We start from the raw sequence: 18,432 nt of genomic DNA, 5'->3' as shown, positions 1-18,432 counted from the left end.
GGATCGATGCCTGGGACCGGGCCACCCGACGATGTTCAGCCCATCAGCAGGTCGCCCACGGTCGCGACGCCCTCGGCGATCGCGCGTTCTCCCACGTTGCCGAAGCCCAGCACAAGCCGGGCCTCGCCGGTGCTCGCGGGCTCCGAGCGGTGGGCCGTCATCCCGTACAGCCCGACCCGCCGCGCACGGGCCGCCGCCACGACCTGCTCCTCCCCGCAGCCCGCGCCGAGCAGGGCCACGGCGTGGAAGCCGGCGGCGAGGCCGGTGAGGCGGATGCCGGGGGCATGCGCCGCGAGGGCCTCGACCAGGGCGGTCCGCCGGGCGGCGTACAGGGTCCGCATGCGCCGCAGGTGGCGGTCGTACCGCCCGGAGGCGATCAGCCGGGCGAGCGCGACCTGGTCCAGGGTCGGCGACCCGCGGTCGTGCGCTTCCTTGAACGCCACGACGGAGTCGACGAGCACCGGCGGGCACAGCAACCAGCCCAACCGGAGCGCGGGGGCGAGGGACTTGCTCACGGTGCCGATGGCCACGACGCGATCGGCGGCCAGTCCCTGCAATACGCCGACCGGTTCGCGGTCGTAGCGGAACTCGGCGTCGTAGTCGTCCTCGATGACGAAGGCATCGCGGCGCTGCGCCCATCCGACCAGCGCGCGCCGCCGCTCGGCGGCCATGACGACTCCGGTCGGCCACTGGTGTGCGGGCGTGACGAGGACTGCCCGTGCCCCGGTCGAGTCCAGTGCCCGGACGTCGATGCCGTGCTCGTCGACGGGCACCGGCACGGCGGTCATCCCTGCGTGTGCGGCGGCCCGGGTCGTCGCTCCGGGTGCGCCAGGGTCCTCGTAGGCGAGGGTGCGGACGCCGTGGGCGGCCAGCGCGCGCAGGACCAGGGCCAGGCCCTGGGCGTAGCCGGAGCAGACGACGGTCCGTTCGGGGTCGGCCACCGCGGCCCGCACCCTCCGCTGGTAACCGGCGATCACTTCGCGCAGTTCGGGCGCTCCCCGTGCCTCGCCGTAGTCGAGGGCGGCGGTCGGCAGAGCGTGGCCGGCCTCGCGCATGGCCCACAGCCAGTCGGCGAGCGGGAAGGACCCGAGGTCGGGGACGCCTGACCTGAAGTCGGCGATGAGCTGCGGCGCGCTCAGCGGTGCGGGTGCCGGGACGGGCTGCGGGCAGGCGCGGGCCGCGACGGTGGTGGCCGCTCCGACCCGGCCGGCGAGGTACCCCTCGGCCTGCAACTGGGCGTAGCAGTCCTGGACCAGACCGCGGGAGACCCCGATGCGGCGGGCGAGTTCGCGGGAGGACGGCAGCCGCTCGCCGACCTCGAGACGGCCCGCCCTGATGGCGTCCCTGATCTGACGGTCCAGTTGGGCGCGCAGCCCTTCCCGGCTCTCCCGGTCGAGGGTGAGCAGCAGTTCGGGTGACAGACCGGACCACTCCAGCGGCATGAAAATGGAGCTTATCGGGGTACCGGCCGGCTTCTAGTGTCAACAGCATGACCACTCCAGGCGATGTACCGCTTCCCGCCGCCGAGAACGCGGATGACGCCGATGACGCCAAGGACACCGACGCGGCCCCCGCGCCTGCCCTTCCCCCGCTGGTGACACGGCAGTTGCTGCTGCGCTTCGTGACGGTGGTCGGCGCCTCCGCGAGCTTCTTCCTGCTGCTGTCGGTGGTGCCGCTGTACGCCCAGCGCAGCGGGGGCGATGCCGGCACGGCCACCGGCGCGCTGATGCTCGCCACGGTGGGCGGCGAACTGGTCACCCCGCGCCTGGTCGCCCGGTACGGCTACCGGGTGGCACTGGCGGCAGGGCTCGGTCTGCTCGGAGCGCCCGCACTCCTGCTGACCGCCGGGCACGGCATGGCCTGGATTCTTGCGGTGTGCCTGATGCGGGGACTGGGTTTCGCACTCACCGTCGTCGCCGGGGGCGCCCTGACGGCCGCGCTGATCCCGGCCGGGCGGCGCGGCGAGGGGCTGGCGCTGGCCGGGATCGTGTCGGGCGTGCCGTCCCTGGTGGGGCTGCCGCTGGGCGTGTGGCTGGCCTCGCACGTCGGATTCACCCCCGTGTGTGTCGCCGGCGGGGTGGTGGCCCTGGCGGCGGTCGCGGTGGTGCCGGGACTGCCCGGTCGGGAACGGTCGGCGGGGCGGGACGCGGGGGTCGTCGCGGGGCTGCGCGACGGGGCGTTGGCCCGGCCCACTGCGGTGTTCGCGACGACCGCGCTGGGCGCGGGGATCATCGTGACGTTCCTGCCGGTCGCCGTCCCCGCCGCGTCGTCGGGAGTGGTGGCGGTCGCGCTCTTCGTCCAGCCCGCGACGGCCACCGCGGCCCGCTGGTTCGCCGGGCGGTTCGGCGACCGCCACGGCCCGGCCCGCCTGGTGCTGCCCGGCCTGCTGGCGTCGGCACTCGGCCTGCTGGTGACGGCGGCGACGGGCAGCCCGGTGGCGGTGGTGGCCGGGGTCGCGTTGTTCGGGGCCGGCTTCGGGGTGACGCAGAACGCGACACTCGCGCTGATGTACTCCCGGGTGCCGGAGTCCGGGTACGGAACGGTCAGCGCGCTGTGGAACGTCGCCTACGACGGCGGTATGGGCCTGGGCGCGGTCGGCTTCGGCGTCGCGGCGGCCCGTGTCGGCTATCCGGCCGCCTTCGCGTTCACCGCCGCCGCCATGCTTGTCGCCCTGGTCCCGGGGTGGCGTGACCGCTGAGCCGAAGCCGTCCGCCGCGGGTGGTGAAGGTACGAGTCGCCGGCCGGCGGCCCGGTGGCATCACGCCGTGGTCCGGCGCCGTTCCCGGAGGGCGACGACGCCGAGGACGTACTGGCGCGCAGCAGAGTCCGGGACGACACAGGTCCGTCGAGCGGGTGCAACGGTCTCGTGGAACCGGAACTGTCCCGCGCCACGACGACGCGCCCCGTGAACAGCCCGAGCCTCACCCCTTCGCTGCTTGGCCCCGCCGGCGGCCCCGCCCGGGCACTCCTGGCCCTGTGCGAAGCCGCTGGGGGCAGCCGACGATGACGGCGGGGCAGGGCCCGGCAGCACGCTCATTCGGCGATGGGGTAGCGCGGCGGCTGGGGGCCTTCGATGGTGACCCACTGGAGTTCTGTGAACTCCTGCAGGCCGGCGCGCCCGCCGGATCTTCCGTAGCCACTGGCCTTGACCCCACCGAAGGGCATCTGGGGTTCGTCGTCGAGGGTCGTGCCGTTGATGTGGCACATGCCGACTATGTACACCGCGTAGCTGCCACTGCCTTGCCGGCGCTTCTCCATCAGCGTTCAGCGTGCGATCGCGGACGCTGCTGAGGTAACGGCACTGGCTCAGCTCAGCGCGACTTCACCCGTGCGGACGGCGCGCAGAGCACGCTCGACCGTCTCCTCGCTCTCCCCGACCGGGGCGACATAGCCGATGACGTCGCGTACGGCCTGCTCCCCGACGGTCCGGCCGATCACCCACGTGGCGAGGTACTGCGACGCCAAGCAGCCCCCCGCCGTGGCGATGTTCCCCTCGGCGTGGAAGGGCGTGTCCAGCACGGTGACCCCGCGGGCCTCGACGAAGGGCCGGCTCTTGCTGTCCGTGCAGGCGGGCATGTCGCCCAGCAGCCCGAGGCGTGCCAGCACCAGCGCGCCGGAGCACTGCGAACCGATCAGCTGTCGCGAGGGGTCGAGCGGCAGCATGGACATCACCCGGTCGTCGGCCACCACGTCGCGGGCCTTCACACCGCTGCCGATCAGCACGACGTCCGCCTCGGTCACGAAGTCCATCGGGCGCTGCCCGGTCACCTCGACGCCGTTCATCGACGTGACCACCGGCGTGGGCGTGGTGATGAAGGCCTCCAGGTTGTCCTTGCGGCACCGGTTGATCAAGGCGGCGGCGATGAAGCTGTCGAGCTCGTTGAACCCGTCAAAGGTGACTACTGCTACCTGCGTCATTCTGGCTCCCTCACATGCGTCGTCGGGTGTCCAATTCCGCCTGCCCTGCCCGGCCGTTGGGGCCGGGGGTCGATCAGCGGCCGGTGACACGATGGCCGGCGCTCCGCTCAGCCTGCCGCACCGCGCAGAACGGCCAACGCCGAGGCGTACATCCGTTCTTTGATGGTGGCAAGGGTCTCGCCGGCCTTGGCGGCCTGTGCCTCGGCGATCTCCAGGGCCGCGGAACGCACGGCGTCCGCTTCCACCGCCCGGTCCACGATCCCGGCGGCCGCGGCATCCGTCCCACCGTACCGGCGGGCGGTGATCATGGCCTCGTGCGCGGTCTGCGGCGCCAGGCGGGACCTGATCAGGGCGGACATGCCGGGAGTAAAGGGGATGTTGATGTCGGCCTCGGGCAGACACCAGAAGCCGCGGTCGGCGCGCATCACACGGAAGTCGTGGGCGAGGGAGAGCATCGCGCCGGCGGCGAAGGTGTGCCCCTGCAGGGCGGCCACGGTGACCATCGGCAGGGACAGTATGCGGGCGAAGAGCTGCTGGACGGTGTCGCGGTAGCTCTCGTGCTGGTCGGCGTGAGCGCCGAGCCATTCCAGGTCCAGGCCGTTGGAGAAGAACTTGCCCGTCGCCGCGGTCACCAGGGCCCGCGGCCCCTCTGCCTTCTCCACCTCGTCGAGGGCGGCGCCGAAGGAGGCGAGCCAGTCGGGATGGAAGCGGTTCTCGCCGTCGCCGATGTCGAGCACGAAGACGTGGTCCTGTTGGTCAAGGGTGGGCATCCGCTCTCCCGGGGTCATGCCGAGTTCCTGTCCTGTTCAGAACCTTCCTCGGTCAATCCTCCTTGATTCCGGGGGGCAACGGAATGATCGCGTCGCTCCCTCGGTGTGACCGCTGCGGTCACACCGAGGCCCACGGCCTGCCTCGGCTTCACGGTCCTTCGGCGTCCCGACACGGGGCGACCGGTGAATCTTTCCAATGATGGCCGAGTCTTCGTTGCCGTGTCTCTTCGCGGAGCCGGCAGTGGCAGTCCGTCGCCGCTGGGGCGCCCGTCGACGCGCGACCCGGCCTGCCAGGAGCCGGCGTCGCTTCGTCCGGTGTGCCCGCCTTTCGCCGGACCGGGCGAGGCGCTGTCCCGCGATCACCGCAGTTCCCCTGGGTGTCTTGTCGGCGGGTCTCCCGAAAGCGATTCACGGTCGGGACACCCCGGGCCGGAGACGACAACCCGTGTTGTCAAGGACTGAGCCGAGCCCCTACAGTGCATACATGCCTGGTACTCACTTTTCACTGCGGATGAGTGAGGAGGAGCTCGCCGCACTCGCCGCCGGTGCGGTCGACGACCTCGTCCGTGACCTTGTCGGCCGTGCCTTCCAGCGCCTGCCCGGCGGCGAGCAGTCCCCCGCCCAGGCCGAGGCTTTGGCCCACCTGCACATGCTGAACCACCTGCGGCAGGTCATCGAACGCCTGGAGGAGAACGCCGCTCACGAGGCGGCCGACGCCGGAGCCGGCTACCCGCAGATCGGCAGGGCGTCGAACATGACCCGCCAGGGTGCCCGGCGCCGCTGGCCGGGCCTGATCGGCCAGGACCACCCTTCCCCCCATGTCTCCGCCCGGAGCTCCCGATGATGATCGCCCCCGCCCACCCCTACGACGTGCTGCTGGTCGAGGACGACATCGCCGACGCCATGCTCATCGAGGACGCGCTCAGCGCCCGCGGCACCCGCAACCTCACCCAGGTGCAGGACGGCGTCGCCGCCCTGGAGTATCTGCGTGGCCCCGGCCTCCCCCGGCCCGACCTGATCGTGCTCGACCTCAACATGCCGCGCATGAACGGCCGCGAACTGCTGGCCGTCATCAAGAACGACGAGGACCTGCGCACGATCCCGGTGGTGGTCCTGACCACGTCCTCCGCTCCCGACGACGTCAACGGCGCCTACCGGCAGCACGCGAACGCCTACGTCGCCAAGCCCGTGAACCTGGACGACTTCGAACGGGCCGTACAGAGCATCGACGCCTTCTACCTCGGCACCACCACCAAGGTTCCGCGGACGTAGCAGCGGAATTCGCCGGGATTGCCCGGCGTGATCGGGGGCAGGCGGGTGATGCACCGGTGGTGCGAAGATCACAGACAGGGAGTGTTGCCGAGATGAAGATCGCTATGGCCGATAACGCCGTCACGACGGCGCAGGACCTCGACGCCGTTGAGGGACTGCCCGAGGTCTCGCGCACCATGACGGCCCCCGAGGTCCGGCAGGTCTCCAAGGTGATGTTCGCCCGGCTGCAGACGCTGGAAGAGGGCAGCGCCGAGTACCAGTACGTCCGCAACACGCTGATCGAGATGAACATGGCACTGGTGCGTTTCGCGGCCCGCCGCTTCTCTCAGCGCCAGGATCAGATGGAGGACATCCTGCAGGTCGGCACGATCGGTCTGATCAAGGCGGTCGACCGGTTCGACCCCGACTACGGGGTGGAGTTCGTGACCTTCGCACTGCCGACCGTCATCGGGGAGATGAAGCGGTTCTTCCGCGACACCAGCTGGTCGGTCCACGTGCCACGACGTCTGCAGGAACTCCGAGTGGACCTGGCCAAAGCCACCGACACCCTCGCCGCGGAACTGGACCGGGCTCCCACCACGGCCGAACTGGCGACCCGGCTGGAGATCGGCGAGGACGAGGTGCTGGAGGCGATGACCGCCGCCAACGCCTACTCCGCCGCGTCCCTGGACGCGCCGGCCACCGAGGGGAACGACGACGCGACCGCGTGGGCCGACCGACTGGGCTATGACGACAGTGCCTTCGGGAAGGTCGACGACGTCGAAGCCGTCAAGCCCCTCATCCGGCAACTGTCGGAGCGGGAACGGCTGATCCTGTCCCTGCGATTCGGGCACGACATGACCCAGGCGCAGATCGGCGCCGAACTGGGCGTGTCCCAGATGCAGGTCTCCAGGCTCCTGACCAGGATTCTCGCCCGCCTCCGCACCCAGGCCCTGGCCCGCTCGTAGGCCCGTCGCCGGACGCGCCTACGAGTTGCCGCCCTGGGTGGATCAGTAAGGCGGGTTATCGAAGGAGGCTTTGGCGCCTGCGACGTCCTCTCGCGACGATGTAGACGAAATCAAGCACGAGCACCACGATGCCGATGATCAAGAGATAGAACAGACCGTGGGCCACCGCGCCGATCAGGCCCAGGATGACTGCCACGAGAATGAGCAGCAGGAAGAGCACCATGCCCAATCACCTCCTCGACAGCGAAAGCTGATCAGCGGCGGGCAAGCTTCCGTTCGCCGCCGGCGCCCGGATGGTAGGCCATGTCGTAGTAGCGGAAGATCTCGATCTCCTGTTCCGCCGGCAGGATCTCGTCCGTCCCGATCGAGGGGGCCTTCTTCACCAGCCCCTTGGACAGCGCGACCTTGACGTAGCCGGGCCCCACGATCACTTCGTCAAGGGGGACGAAGACCAGACGCTGCCGTGTGGGCAGGCCGGTACGGACCGTCGCCATGGCCGGTTCGTCGGTGGCTGTGTCGACGTAGACGGCCTCCAGCGCGCCGATCTTGTGACCCTTCGGGTCGACGACGTCGCTGTCGCGCCACTCGCGAATATCGGCTGAATGGATCATGTGCTGCTCCTCGCGGCCGCGACCTGAAGATCCCCCTCGACCCGGCCACTGTGAGCCGGGTCCGGTCCCGTGTGGTGGTTCTTTGCCATGCCCCAATGGCTCCGCCCTGAGCGGCTGCTGGTCATCCACAGCGCTACGAGGCGGCGGGGCCGACTTCCCCCTTTTGTGAAAGATCGGCCAGGAAATCGTGACAGCGCGCGGCCCGCTGGGAATCCTCCCGCATCACGCCCTCGAAAAAGTCCGCGATCTCCGTTTCCCCGGCGTTCTTCGCGTCCCGGACGTACTGACCGTAGTCATGTCCGGCCTTCAGTGAGTGGTACTGCAAGGACACCAGGTCGTAGGCCACGTCCTTGAAGCCTGTCTCGCCCGTCGCCATGGTTCTCCTCCGTTCGAACGTTCGTCGAGACAATGTGCGCCTACCCCTGACGCAGACGACAAACAGGGCATCCCATACCGGATCGGGTGAGCGGCTTCGCGCGGGTGGAGCAGCGAAGGGTGAAGCCCTCGAAGCCGCCGCTCCTTGGCGTGCATCTGGGAACGGAAGGCGGGTGAGGATGCGCCACAGGGGTACTCGCCCCCTGATGGACACACCGCACTGAGTGGAGCGAAGCGATGCCGGCAGGGTCGAACCGCAAGCGCGAACGGCAGTACGAGCACATCAAAGAGAGCGCGAGGGAGCGTGGCGAGAGCGAGAAGCGGGCCGAAGAAATCGCCGCACGCACGGTCAACAAGGAACGCGCCCGCGCCGGCGAGTCCAAGACCGCCAGCCGCAGTTCCACCGAGGACATGTCCTCGGGACGCCGCGGCGGGCAACGATCCGGCAAGGGATCGCAAGGGCAGACCCGAGACCAGCTGTATGCGGAGGCCAAGCGCCGGAACATCGACGGCCGGTCCCACATGAACAAGGCCGAACTCGAGCGCGCTCTCGACAATTAGCCGACGAGGCGCACCACCGCCCATTCAAGGCCGACGTACGGAGGGCATCATGCTCGTCCTGGGCATCATTCTGCTGGTCGTCGGCCTCGTGCTGTGGGTCATGGGAGCCCTCGGCCACGCCGTCGGCGGATGACGGCACTACTGGTAGACACGGCAAGCCCGCGTCAGCGCGTCCAGCAGCGGTACGTGACCTGCGCAGGCCCGCGCAACCCCCGCAGCACACACGCGACATGCAATGAGGCGAAAGGGGTGACACCGCCCGGACCAGCTAAACCTTGATGTCGGAACAGGCGCCCGGCCGGAGGGCGGCAGACTTCTCACAGGCCGGACCAGCGATCACCGGCCATCCCTTTCCCCGTCCTCCTCTCCGCCCTCCTCTTCCTCTTCGTATTCCTCCTCCTCCTCCTCGTCCTCGGGATATTCGTCCTCGTCGGCATACTCGTCGTCAGCGAAAGCGCCCTCTTCCTCGCCGTCTTCCTCTTCATCGGCGGCTTGTTCCTCTTCGACAGCTTCTTCGTGTGTGCGGACGACTTCACCGTCTCGGATTTCACCGCGCCAGCCCTCCGGCTCCTCGTCGGTCAGGGTGACGTAGCGTTGGAAATGCTTGAAGTCCAATCGCAGCCGCCGCCCTTGAGCGCGCCAGATGTTGCCGGTCTTCTCGAAGAACCCGGACGGGTAGTACTCGACGACCAGGACGATGCGGGTCAGGGTGGGTGTCAGTTCATGGAAGCTGACGCAGCCGCGCGTGGTGCCCTTGGCTCCCTCCGAGGTCCACACGATGCGTTCGTCCGGTATCTGTTCCTGGACCGTGGCCTTCCAACCCCGCGTGGAGGGACCGACCTTGACCTTCCAGTCACTGTCGGCGTCCTTACCCTTCGAGACGCTGCGCACGCCCTTCGTGAAGCTGCTGAACTTCTCGTACTGGGTCCAGTGGTCGTAGGCGTCGCGGATGGGTATGCCCACGTCCTGCACTTCGATGATGTTCATGACCTTGGTGGTGCCGGACTTTCGGCCCTTGCCACCTCCCCCGCCACCGAAGGTCTCCTTGGCCTTGCCGACCACACTGTCCTTCACGCTTTTCGCCTTCTCGCCGATCAGAGCCTTGACCGGTGAATCCCCCTGAAGCATCCGCAGACCGGCCTTGGGGAGCACACCGCCGTTCTCCACCACCCCCGAGAGCCCGTCAGTGAGGTCTCCCAGTTTGTCCCCGGCCTTGCCCGCCAGGTTCTCCGCCTGGGCTCCAACAAAGTCCTTGAGGGCTCCGCGCAGCTGATCCAGCCCGGATCCCTGGCCATTTCCGGTGTCACGTGCCGTCTCGACCATGGATCTACCTCCGCCTCGCTGAGGATGCCTTCTTCGCCGTCGCCTTCTTGGCACCGCTCTTCTTTGCGGGGGTCCTGTCGGGCGACGCCGAGGACTTCCTCGCCGCTGGCGTCCTCTTCGCGGAGGCCGGCTTCTTGGCAGGTGCCTTGCGAGCAGCGGCCTTCTCGGGACGACGCTCCCGAGTGCGACCGCGCCGGGCACCAGCGTCGCGGTCCTCATCCGCCTGCCTGGCGGGACGCCGATGACGGGCGGGCTTCTCCGGCTGGTGCTCGTCCTCCGGCTCTTCCTCTTCCTCCTCAGGTTCTTCCTCTCCCTCCTCGGGTTCTTCCTCGTCCTCTTCGTACTCGTCCTCGGCCTCCTCCCCCTCTTCTTCGCGCTCCGCGTCCTCCGGCTCCTCCTCTTCTCCGTACTCGTCCTCAGGCGCTTCGTCCTCGTCCTGTGGCTCCTCTTGGCCTCTGCTGCCTATGCGTTCGGTGCGCTGGTGCAAGGAGTCGGCCAGGTCCGCGAGTTTGCGGTCGGCCACCGCGCTCACCGCTCTACGCCCTGCATCGAGGACCTCACCACGGAGTTGCTCGTTGAGGTCCTCGAACTGGGGGAGCTCACGCAACCGCTTGATCCCCTCCGCAAGCATCTGTTGCGGCTCCAGCCCGATACGGCGGCCTGCCAGGTAGGTCGCCATCGCGAACGCGACCCGCCCCTTCTTCGTCCGCCCCAGGACGTAGCCGCCGAGAACCGCGGCAGCAAGAGCGGCCTTGGGTACATCAGCCATCGAATTTCCCTTCAAAGGGCTGCCGAGCAGACGCTCCGGCCGGCGAGGGGCCCCCAAGCGCCGGACGCATACCTCGCAGGTGGAGGATTCGAATGGAGCAGCAGCCGTTGACGCGCTCGTCTCTTCGCCTGTTTCCAGTCTGGGCGGTGATTCCAGCAGCCGCATGCGGGAGGGAACCCCGCCAACGCAGGACCCGTCTGGCCACATCATCGGCGCTGGTCAGGCGACGGGCCGTGCCATCGAGTGCCGACGCGGTCGCGGGCCTGGCTGGGAGCCGGCACCCGGACAAGCCCTCGTCGCCACGTACGGACGACCACACCCAACGGTCCAGACCACTCGGCTGGGGAAGGTCGAGGGACCTCGGCGCTCCTATCCGCTCAGAGACCGACTGCCATCGCGACTCGCGGCGACGGAAGACCGCGGCGGTCCTGACGCCGGCGCCGAACAGTGACGCCACCACCCGGGTATGCGCCAGGAGACGGTGGTACGCGTACTCATGTGAGCATGGGTCAGCCTGCACGATGCCTGCATGCCATCCAGAGCCCCGCCGAAGCCCATCCTGGTGACCGCGCTCACCTGCGTGAACCCTGTCCGGCTGCGGCACTCGGACCACGGCCATCGTGCAGACTCCCGCGGACCACGTCTCCCCCACACCCCGACTGGACGCCATCTCTGACGACGCTGATGCGCAGATGCGTTTCCTTGCACTGATCACCCGGGTCACGCAAAGCTGCGCATCGACCGCCCCCGGCCCCAAGGGCAGCGGCGCACTGCCCGAACCCGAGGACGTGCCGGGTCGGGAGGACGAGTCAACGCCGATGTACGGCCCGGGCGAGACCCCGCCGGGCGTCCCGAACGCCGAGGGGGACATACCGGTACCCCGCGATGCTCCCGGGCCGCCGGCGTCGACCCCCGACTCCACCGAGCGCAAGCCGGGCCGGGAGGTGCCGCCGACCGGCATCGAGAAACGCGTCGGCAGCGAGCACGCCAAGCGTGTCGTGGGAAGCCGCTTGGCCCTTGAGATCACCGGCGCAGGCAGCTGAACAGTCAAAGCGTTCGGATCCCCGGGACGAAGGACGTGAAGGTGACCGATGTGAAGCGGGCGCCGATGCTGGACGCGCCTACGTCCTGACCGGATCGCGCGGGGTGGGCATAGCTGCGCACTCCGCCCATGTGCCGTATGCGCGTCGCCTGCCTCCGAAGACGCTGCCGAAACCACCGGGACGGGCGCCCTGCGGCACCCCGGGCAGCATCTGGCGTTCAAACGTGGCGTCGATCGCGGCGCGGGCCTCGTCCGGCGTCCGCGGGCCGCTTCCAGCATGGACACACACACGGCCTGCCGTCGACGGCCGGGCCCGCGGGCGGACTGCCCGCCAGGGACCTGGTGCGTCAGTCCGTACTGATCAAGGCCAGCAGGCCGGCGATCTCGTGGTCGGCTTCGGCAGGATGCCGGAACATGGCACCGGGGAGGATTTCGTACCGGTTGCGGCGGCCCTCACGGGAACGGGTCAAGTACCCGCCGTCCTCCAGGTCCGCGACGATGCCCTGCACCGCCCGCTCGGTGAGCCCGCAAGCCGCGGCCACATCACGCAGCCGCACGCCAGGGTCCCTGGCGATGATGATGAGTACGCGTGCATGACTGGTGAGGAACGTCCACCTCGACTGATCCTTGCTCTGTCCGCCTCCGTCCATGTCTCCATCATGCGCTCCCGGTTTCCCGAACATCAACCCATGAAAAAAGTTTCGCGATTTATTTGACGTGTGTCGCTCCGGCTGGGCATCATCGTCGCTGACAGGAAACCCCTTTGGTGCAGCATCGGGAGTCCACGATGTCGAGGTTGCCCGCATACACGCCCCTCGGAGGGAGGGGCGGTTTCGGGACCAGCGCAACGTTCCGCATGGCGCCCCGCGGACCGGGCAGGGCCCTGGCGGTAATCAGCGGCGAAGTGGACGCCGAGTGCGCGGGAGACCTGGAACGCTGCATCATCGGGGCCCTGAACACCCATCCCGAAGGTCTCGACCTGGACATGTCACAGGTCTCCTTCTTCGACTGCTCGGGCCTCAACGTCCTGCTCCGGGCTCGAGCACGCGGCAGCCACGAAGTCCCCCGCCTGGCCATACGGACCATGAGCCCGAGGGTGGCTCGCGTCCTGGAACTGACCGGCCATCAGACACTGCTCGCGCCCGACGTGTGACGGCATTCGGCGGCCGGACCGCGCGACGACGAACCCTCCGGGTCGCGCTCGCCCGACAGCCTGTTCGCCTCGGGACTGAAGCGTCACCGTCCGCCCCCCGCCGCGCGGTCCGGTCGGAAGCCTGCCCAACTCCCCCACCACAGCGCATGATTGCCCATGACAGTAGCCGCCGACAGGGGGACGCCATGCGCCGCGCCACCGTCACCGCCGTGGCCGCCATCCTCTTCGCCGGAGCCGCCGTCGGCTGTACTGGCAGCGGCGAAGGCCGGAGCGTGAGCAAGAGGGAGAGGTTCCTCGACGCCGCACATTCGGCGAACTTCGAGAGCTGGGCAGAGAAGGGGCCCTCAGACGACGAGGTGGCCGCGTTCCCGCCGAAGTGGTGCAACGCGCTCGCCGTGGGCCGCACCGCTGACGACATCCTCAACCCAAGGATTCTCTATCCCTACGGGCCGCAGTGGGGCACGAAGGTCGAGGACGCGAAAAGGCTGCTGGCACTGGCAGTGGAGGTGTACTGCCCAACCCTGGAGGACCGGGTGCCAAAGGAGCTGCCGCAGAGCAGCCCGTCCTGACCCGGAAATGCCGCACTGCCGGGCCATGCCTCCAGGGCCGAGCTGCCGGCATGAGGCGAGGCCTCGGCCGAGGTGTGCACCGACAGACCGGCCGACTGCGATGACCTGCGGCACCCTCGCACGGCGGTCCGCCGTCATATCCCCCTGGGGAAGCGTCCACGCCTTCCCCTCCCCCACTCGGGAGCGCGGATCCAGCGGTGAACGCCCGTATGCCCCGGGCATCCGGCCCCGCGTACTGGCTCGGACGCTGGGCCCGGGAGCAGGTCGGACCAACGCGGAGCTCGGCGCCGCCACTGGCACGCGATGACGTCGCCACGTGCGAAGCGCCGATCTGGTGTGGCACGCGGCCAGGGGCATCAGCGCCGAGTCGTGCCCGTGGGCTCCATCGTGCAGGCAACGCCTGCTCTGCCGGGGTTGCGCGGTGGCAAGCACCGCGCCGCGGAGCCGGCCTGCCGGTTCGGTGGGTGCGCCGAGCGCGCACCCACCGATGCGAGGGGTCAGCCCTTGGCGGCGTCCTGCAGCATCTCGGCGAACGTGGTCACGTCCTTGGCCGCGGGCGCCTGGACGGCAGCGGCCTGGCTGTAGCCGGAGTACGTGATCGAGACCTTGGACAGGCCCTTGGCGGTCGAACCGGACTCCAGGGTCTTGACCGCGAGGTCGTCGGCGCCGATCCACGCCTCGATCTTGACGGTGTCCTTCAGACCGGAGGAGTCGAGTTCCTTGATGTAGGCGTCGCGTTCGTCCTTGGAGATGAGCTCCAGGACGGCGGTGTCCGCGGTGAGCTTCTTGATGTCCACGGTGCCGGTGTAGTGGGCGGCCTCCGTGCCGGCCACCTGCTCCTGACCGGCCTTGGTGAGGTCCGCGGCAGTGGAGAGCGCGGCGAGGGACGCGGCCGGGCCGTGCGGCAGGTCGTTCGCCGGGTTGTCCTCACCGGCGGAGCCGTCGAGCCTCAGCCACTTCTTGCCGTTGGCGGCCTCGGCCATCTCTCCCTCGACAGGGAGGTACACGTGGCCGTCCGCCATCGTCATGTGCACCTTGCCGTCCGGGCCGGCCATGTCCTGCATGTCGGCGTCGGACCCCGGCGCCATGCTCAACTCGGCGCCCTCAGAACCCGCCTTCCAGCTCAGCGTGCCCTCGGCCTTGGTGTTGCCCTCCCCCGCGTCGACGGAGTCGACGGCGACCTTCGCGGACGCCTGCTGCTGCACTGCCTTCACGGCGTTCTGCAGCCGTGCGACCGGCGCGACCTCCTTGCCCGCCGGCTTGGCGGAACTCTGCGCCGACTCGGGCTGCGAGGGCTCCTTCGCGGAGTCGCCACAGGCCGTGAGACCGAACGCGAGCGTGCCGGCGACAACGGTGGTCGCCATGAGGCGGTACATGTGCATGAAGGGTTCCCTCTGGGGAGCAAAATCTCTGCAAGATCAACGACTGCGCACGATACAACAACCGTCGAACACGCAGACGGTCGAGGCACTGCCCTCCGGCAGTCATGCGGCGTACGAGCCCCTCGACCCCGAGGGTGAGGACCCTCGCGCGGGACCGTGCGGTGAGGGGCCGGTATGTCAGGCCGGCGCACAGCAGGGCACGTTGACGCCGCCGTACAGGCCGCCGATGCCGGAACATGTTTCGAGTCAAGAAAGGACACCTGTCCCGTCAGGGAAACATCAGGGGATCTCGCTCCCGGGTCGGGCGTGGGCTTCAATAAAGCCACTCGGTCCCGATCTGGGTACCGAAGGTCAATACCGGTGTCCGTGCCGTCGCTCAAGCGTGCCCGTGCGCCGTGAAGAGGAGTAGTCATGAAGATGATCCAGGCAATGGTGAAGAAGCTGAAGCCGGCCGAGAAGCTGGCCCGCAACGCGTGGCCGTACCACGTCATCTGATCCATCACCGCCGATGGCGGACCGGGCCAGGGCTCTGGTCCGCCACCGGCGGCGCCATGTCAGGCGCACCTTGTGTCGACCGCTGAGCATGGCGGCAACGGCCGTGACCACCACAGGTTTTCTCCCGGCCGAACTCCGGGTTCTCTGCTTTTCGTGGGGAACGCATTCCCATAGCCACCCCACCCCCAAGGAAGCGGATTTCTCATGGAAGAACTGGCGCCTGCGGCGGCGCGTGACCATTCGGTCGTGTACGCGCCGCAGATTCAGGATCTGCTGGCGAGAAAAGAAAGAGTCTTCCGGATCGACACGACGACGGTGGGTGTGTCGGACGTGCACCTGGTCTCCGCCGTCGTCGCCGCGCGGCCCGTGCTGGCCTCGGAGCGTTCGGTGTTCAAGCCCGCCGCGGGCGCGGACATCCACCACGACAGTGCGACGCGGACGATCCGTGCCCTCGGGCAGGACGTCACGGCGGCACTCCACGCTCCCGCTCCCCCGCCGCACCGGCTCTCCGGGCCGTGGCCCGACGCCGCCACCTCGTATCTGCGGGAGTGGCTCTTCTCGTCCGACCCGCTGCCGGTCTCCCTGCTGTCCAAGCGCGGTGTGACCCGTTCCGACACGCTGTCCCGGATCGCCGACCAGGCTGTCACCGCATGGCCGGGAGCCGACAGCGGAGGCACGGCGCTGGCCCGGCAGATCCGGAACGCGTCGGGCACCCAGGACAGGCGGCAGGCCATCGCGCTGTACCGCCGCGCCTCCGCCACGCTGTGCGACGGTGTCGCGGCCCTGGCGACGAACGCCCTGTGGCTCATGAACCGCGCGGACGCGAAGGACGTCGCCCAGTGCGGCCTCACCGCGGTGCTGTGGGAGACCCTGCGCCTCCTCCCGCCCGCGTGGATGCTCTTCCGTACCGGCGGCGACGCCTACGCGGGGCTTCACCCCGCCATCGGCCCGGAGGACGACATCGCGCTGTTCCCGCTGCTGATGCACCGCGACCCGGAGTACTGGTCGGACCCGCTGGAGTTCCGGCCGCAGCGATGGTTCGGGGTGGACGAGCCCGAGAAGACGCCGGGGTTCATGCCCTTCGGGTTCGACGGTGCGCGCTGCTGGGCGAGGCACATGGTCGTGCCCCTGGCCGAACGGCTGCTGAACGTCGCCCTGGAGAACCGGCTCACGATCCATGGCCCCCGGCAGGAGACGCACGTTCCCCTGCGCTCGCTGCTCTCCGTCAGGTACGACGCGGAGGCGGCCGTATGAGCCCCCGTCCCCCGCAGCCGGCGCCCTCGGCCCTGCGGTCACCGACGCTTGCCGGCTGGGTCGGTGACGTCGAGGCCTTCACCGGGGAGCGGTGGCAGCGCGGGCCCGCGGTCTTCACGCCGCAGAACGCCGCGGCACCGTTCGGTCTCGACGCTTTGGACGCCGCCTTCGACGGCGGCCTCCTGCGTACGCCGTATCTGGAGATGGTGCGCTCCGACAAGGTGGTCGTCCCGCCCGAGGCGTACACCACGCCGCGCCTGGTCCACGGCGCGACGTATCACGGCTTCGCCGACCGGGCGAAGGTCGTCTCGCTGCTGCGCGACGGAGCGACGCTGCTGCTGCGGCGCCTCGACCAGTGGCACCCCGCGACGGGTGAGCTGGTGGCCCGGCTGTCCGAGGAACTCGACCGCCGGGTCGAGGCCTTCTTCTTCGTCACCCCGATCGGCGGCCAGGGGCTCGCGGTGCACCGTGACGACGCGGACGTCTTCGTCCTCCAGGCCGCCGGACGCAAGACCTGGTACGTCCACGACGCGCCGGCCACGCCCGATTGGGCCCCGGGGGAACTCGCCGACGACGAGCACTCCGCACGGCTGCTCCGCAGGGTCCTCGGACCCGGCGACGTGCTGTACGTACCCCGGGGCTTCGCGCACCGGGCGGTGGGAGCCGCCGGGCTGTCGGCCCACTTGTCGCTGACGGTCCGCGACATCGGTCTGCGGGACCTCCGATCGGCCCTGGAACAGCTGATGTCCGAGGGTCTCGACCTTCCGGCGCTGCCGCTGGGTGAGTCCGCGATCGCCGACGCCTGTGAGGGGTTGCTCAGCCACTACCGGGCCAGGCTCGACGCCCTCAGCGCGCAGGACCTGCGCGGCGTGGCGCGGGCACGGCCGGCCGCGACTGCCGTACCGGAAACGCTCGTCGAGACGGCGCGCGGCTGGGAGACCGGCGGATCCGGGGAGACCCTGGCCGGCCTGGCATCCGTCGGCCGGACATGGCGCAAGCTGCGGGAAGCGGCCCACCCCAACCGCTGAAGCGCCGTCAGCACGCCGACCGGATCGCCCCTGTCCCCCTCACCCTCAGGAGACGCCATGCCCGTCCATGTCACCGCGTTGACCGACCCCCACGCGACCGCCGCGGGTCACCGCCTGGTGTGGCTGGCCTCCGACGACGACGGCGTCCCCCTCGGCACGGCATTCCTGCGCCTGTTCACACGGACCGGGCAGGAAGAGCTCGCGGATCTGCACCTTCACATCCACCCTCAGGAGCAGCGCGAGCAGACCGGCATGCTCCTGCTGGACCCGGCCCTTGCCGCCGCGCGCGAGCACGGCCGCCGCCGCGTGATCAGCCACGTCAGAGCGGACTCCCGCAGCGAACGGCTCCTGGCCGCCCGCGACTTCCGCAGGGTCCTGGCACTGACCTCCGCCCGCCTGCCCCTCCCCGTGGCGGATCCGGACGCCCTGACCCGGATCACCGAGGAGCCGCACCCCGGATACCGCCTCGCGTCGTGGGACGGCATGGTCCCGGACCACTTGGCCGAGACGTTCGTCGCATCACGCCACGCCATGAACGACACCCCCACCGGCGGGATCGACTTCAGCGCCGTGCCGTGGAATCCCGAACGCGTCCGGGCCGCGGTGGACGCCGTGACCAAGCGCGGGGACGTGCTGCACACCGTGGTCGCCGTCGAAGTGGCCGACGAGACGATCGCCGGCTTCACCGAACTTGCCATCCCCGGCGACGGCAAGGGCGACGCACGGCACTACGGCACGGCCGTCCTCCCCTCGCACCGCGGCCGCGGTCTGAGCCTGTGGATGAAGGCGGCCTCCATCCGCCACGCCGGCCTGCGGTACCCGCGCCTCGGCGGCCTGCTCACCGACACGGCCGACACCAACCCGTACATCCGGCGCGTCAACGACCTGCTCGGTTACCGGGCAACGCACACGACGTACGAGTACCGACTGGATCTCTGACAGGCTTCCGCCAAGGCGAGGAGG

General features: G+C 69.6%; 23 protein-coding genes. 12 read left to right on the top strand and 11 right to left on the bottom strand.

Annotation, left to right across the window (positions count from 1 at the left end):
* Positions 1-35: 35 nt before the first annotated feature.
* Positions 36-1,442 carry a MocR-like pyridoxine biosynthesis transcription factor PdxR gene (gene pdxR, locus RV983_RS36750; protein WP_475990040.1) on the bottom strand — a complete coding sequence of 469 codons (1,407 nt, stop codon included), beginning with the start codon at positions 1,440-1,442 and terminating at the stop codon, positions 36-38.
* Positions 1,443-1,489: 47 nt separating this feature from the next.
* On the opposite strand from pdxR, the gene RV983_RS36745 reads away from it, so the two are divergent.
* A complete protein-coding gene (locus RV983_RS36745) occupies positions 1,490-2,698 on the top strand; it encodes an MFS transporter (protein WP_475990039.1) in 1,209 nt (402 codons plus the stop codon).
* Positions 2,699-3,033: 335 nt separating this feature from the next.
* Here the strand turns inward: RV983_RS36745 and RV983_RS36740 are convergent, their stop codons facing one another.
* From RV983_RS36740 to RV983_RS36730, 3 genes are all read right to left on the bottom strand, one after another.
* Positions 3,034-3,207 carry an aldehyde dehydrogenase family protein gene (locus RV983_RS36740; RefSeq protein WP_475990038.1) on the bottom strand — a complete coding sequence of 58 codons (174 nt, stop codon included), beginning with the start codon at positions 3,205-3,207 and terminating at the stop codon, positions 3,034-3,036.
* Positions 3,208-3,306: 99 nt separating this feature from the next.
* Entirely contained in the window at positions 3,307-3,918 is a 612-nt protein-coding gene (locus RV983_RS36735; protein WP_475990037.1) for a DJ-1/PfpI family protein, read from the bottom strand.
* Between the two features lie 107 nt (positions 3,919-4,025).
* Positions 4,026-4,688, bottom strand: a complete 663-nt coding sequence (locus tag RV983_RS36730) for an enoyl-CoA hydratase-related protein (protein WP_475990036.1) — start codon at positions 4,686-4,688, stop codon at positions 4,026-4,028.
* 484 nt (positions 4,689-5,172) lie between these two features.
* Between RV983_RS36730 and RV983_RS36725 the strand changes: the two genes are divergently transcribed.
* The 3 genes from RV983_RS36725 to RV983_RS36715 all read left to right on the top strand — a co-directional run bounded on the left by RV983_RS36725 (position 5,173) and on the right by RV983_RS36715 (position 6,907).
* A complete protein-coding gene (locus RV983_RS36725; protein ID WP_475990035.1) occupies positions 5,173-5,532 on the top strand; it encodes a hypothetical protein in 360 nt (119 codons plus the stop codon).
* A complete protein-coding gene (locus tag RV983_RS36720; protein ID WP_475990034.1) occupies positions 5,529-5,960 on the top strand; it encodes a response regulator in 432 nt (143 codons plus the stop codon). Before RV983_RS36725 ends, RV983_RS36720 begins: the two co-directional genes overlap by 4 nt.
* Before the next feature lie 104 nt (positions 5,961-6,064).
* The gene (locus RV983_RS36715; RefSeq protein WP_475990033.1) at positions 6,065-6,907 is read left to right on the top strand and encodes an RNA polymerase sigma factor SigF; all 843 of its coding nucleotides are present in this window, start codon (positions 6,065-6,067) and stop codon (positions 6,905-6,907) included.
* 55 nt (positions 6,908-6,962) lie between these two features.
* On the opposite strand, the gene RV983_RS36710 is transcribed toward RV983_RS36715, so the two are convergent.
* The 3 genes from RV983_RS36710 to RV983_RS36700 all read right to left on the bottom strand — a co-directional run bounded on the left by RV983_RS36710 (position 6,963) and on the right by RV983_RS36700 (position 7,894).
* Entirely contained in the window at positions 6,963-7,130 is a 168-nt protein-coding gene (locus RV983_RS36710) for a hypothetical protein (protein WP_475990032.1), read from the bottom strand.
* 31 nt (positions 7,131-7,161) lie between these two features.
* Positions 7,162-7,518 carry a PRC-barrel domain-containing protein gene (locus tag RV983_RS36705; protein ID WP_475990031.1) on the bottom strand — a complete coding sequence of 119 codons (357 nt, stop codon included), beginning with the start codon at positions 7,516-7,518 and terminating at the stop codon, positions 7,162-7,164.
* Positions 7,519-7,651: 133 nt separating this feature from the next.
* Positions 7,652-7,894, bottom strand: coding sequence for an acyl carrier protein (locus RV983_RS36700; RefSeq protein WP_475990030.1), 243 nt, complete (start codon positions 7,892-7,894; stop codon positions 7,652-7,654).
* A 236-nt stretch (positions 7,895-8,130) separates the two neighbouring features.
* On the opposite strand from RV983_RS36700, the gene RV983_RS36695 reads away from it, so the two are divergent.
* Both RV983_RS36695 and RV983_RS36690 read left to right on the top strand, forming a co-directional pair.
* On the top strand, positions 8,131-8,454 hold the full coding sequence (locus tag RV983_RS36695; protein WP_475990029.1) for a plasmid stabilization protein: 324 nt from the start codon (positions 8,131-8,133) through the stop codon (positions 8,452-8,454).
* A 49-nt stretch (positions 8,455-8,503) separates the two neighbouring features.
* Positions 8,504-8,587, top strand: a complete 84-nt coding sequence (locus tag RV983_RS36690) for a DUF6131 family protein (RefSeq protein WP_475990566.1) — start codon at positions 8,504-8,506, stop codon at positions 8,585-8,587.
* 203 nt (positions 8,588-8,790) lie between these two features.
* Here RV983_RS36690 and RV983_RS36685 read toward each other — a convergent pair whose 3' ends face one another.
* The gene (locus tag RV983_RS36685) at positions 8,791-9,777 is read right to left on the bottom strand and encodes an SRPBCC family protein (protein WP_475990028.1); all 987 of its coding nucleotides are present in this window, start codon (positions 9,775-9,777) and stop codon (positions 8,791-8,793) included.
* Between the two features lie 4 nt (positions 9,778-9,781).
* Positions 9,782-10,546 (bottom strand): histone protein, encoded by a 765-nt coding sequence (locus tag RV983_RS36680; protein WP_475990027.1) that lies wholly within the window; start codon positions 10,544-10,546, stop codon positions 9,782-9,784.
* Between the two features lie 620 nt (positions 10,547-11,166).
* Between RV983_RS36680 and RV983_RS36675 the strand changes: the two genes are divergently transcribed.
* A complete protein-coding gene (locus RV983_RS36675; RefSeq protein ID WP_475990026.1) occupies positions 11,167-11,589 on the top strand; it encodes a hypothetical protein in 423 nt (140 codons plus the stop codon).
* 346 nt (positions 11,590-11,935) lie between these two features.
* Here RV983_RS36675 and RV983_RS36670 read toward each other — a convergent pair whose 3' ends face one another.
* On the bottom strand, positions 11,936-12,238 hold the full coding sequence (locus tag RV983_RS36670) for a helix-turn-helix transcriptional regulator (protein ID WP_475990565.1): 303 nt from the start codon (positions 12,236-12,238) through the stop codon (positions 11,936-11,938).
* A 206-nt stretch (positions 12,239-12,444) separates the two neighbouring features.
* Between RV983_RS36670 and RV983_RS36665 the strand changes: the two genes are divergently transcribed.
* Together RV983_RS36665 and RV983_RS36660 are read left to right on the top strand one after the other, a co-directional pair.
* A complete protein-coding gene (locus tag RV983_RS36665; protein WP_475990025.1) occupies positions 12,445-12,741 on the top strand; it encodes an STAS domain-containing protein in 297 nt (98 codons plus the stop codon).
* A 209-nt stretch (positions 12,742-12,950) separates the two neighbouring features.
* A complete protein-coding gene (locus tag RV983_RS36660; protein WP_475990024.1) occupies positions 12,951-13,310 on the top strand; it encodes a DUF732 domain-containing protein in 360 nt (119 codons plus the stop codon).
* 497 nt (positions 13,311-13,807) lie between these two features.
* On the opposite strand, the gene RV983_RS36655 is transcribed toward RV983_RS36660, so the two are convergent.
* A complete protein-coding gene (locus tag RV983_RS36655; protein ID WP_475990023.1) occupies positions 13,808-14,692 on the bottom strand; it encodes an SCO4651 family lipoprotein in 885 nt (294 codons plus the stop codon).
* A gap of 699 nt (positions 14,693-15,391) precedes the next feature.
* On the opposite strand from RV983_RS36655, the gene RV983_RS36650 reads away from it, so the two are divergent.
* Genes RV983_RS36650 through RV983_RS36640 form a run of 3 tightly spaced genes read left to right on the top strand, consistent with a single transcriptional unit; the run spans position 15,392 to position 18,408 of the window.
* Positions 15,392-16,441 carry a cytochrome P450 gene (locus RV983_RS36650; RefSeq protein WP_475990022.1) on the top strand — a complete coding sequence of 350 codons (1,050 nt, stop codon included), beginning with the start codon at positions 15,392-15,394 and terminating at the stop codon, positions 16,439-16,441.
* Positions 16,438-17,469: a JmjC domain-containing protein gene (locus RV983_RS36645; protein WP_475990021.1), complete on the top strand. Its 1,032-nt coding sequence runs from the start codon at positions 16,438-16,440 to the stop codon at positions 17,467-17,469. Before RV983_RS36650 ends, RV983_RS36645 begins: the two co-directional genes overlap by 4 nt.
* A gap of 57 nt (positions 17,470-17,526) precedes the next feature.
* The gene (locus tag RV983_RS36640) at positions 17,527-18,408 is read left to right on the top strand and encodes a GNAT family N-acetyltransferase (RefSeq protein WP_475990020.1); all 882 of its coding nucleotides are present in this window, start codon (positions 17,527-17,529) and stop codon (positions 18,406-18,408) included.
* Positions 18,409-18,432: the final 24 nt, after the last annotated feature.

The sequence above is a fragment of the Streptomyces sp. RLA123 genome (assembly GCF_056270165.1).
Note: the sequence above shows the minus strand (reverse complement) of the source record. Positions and strands in the feature narration are given on the sequence as shown.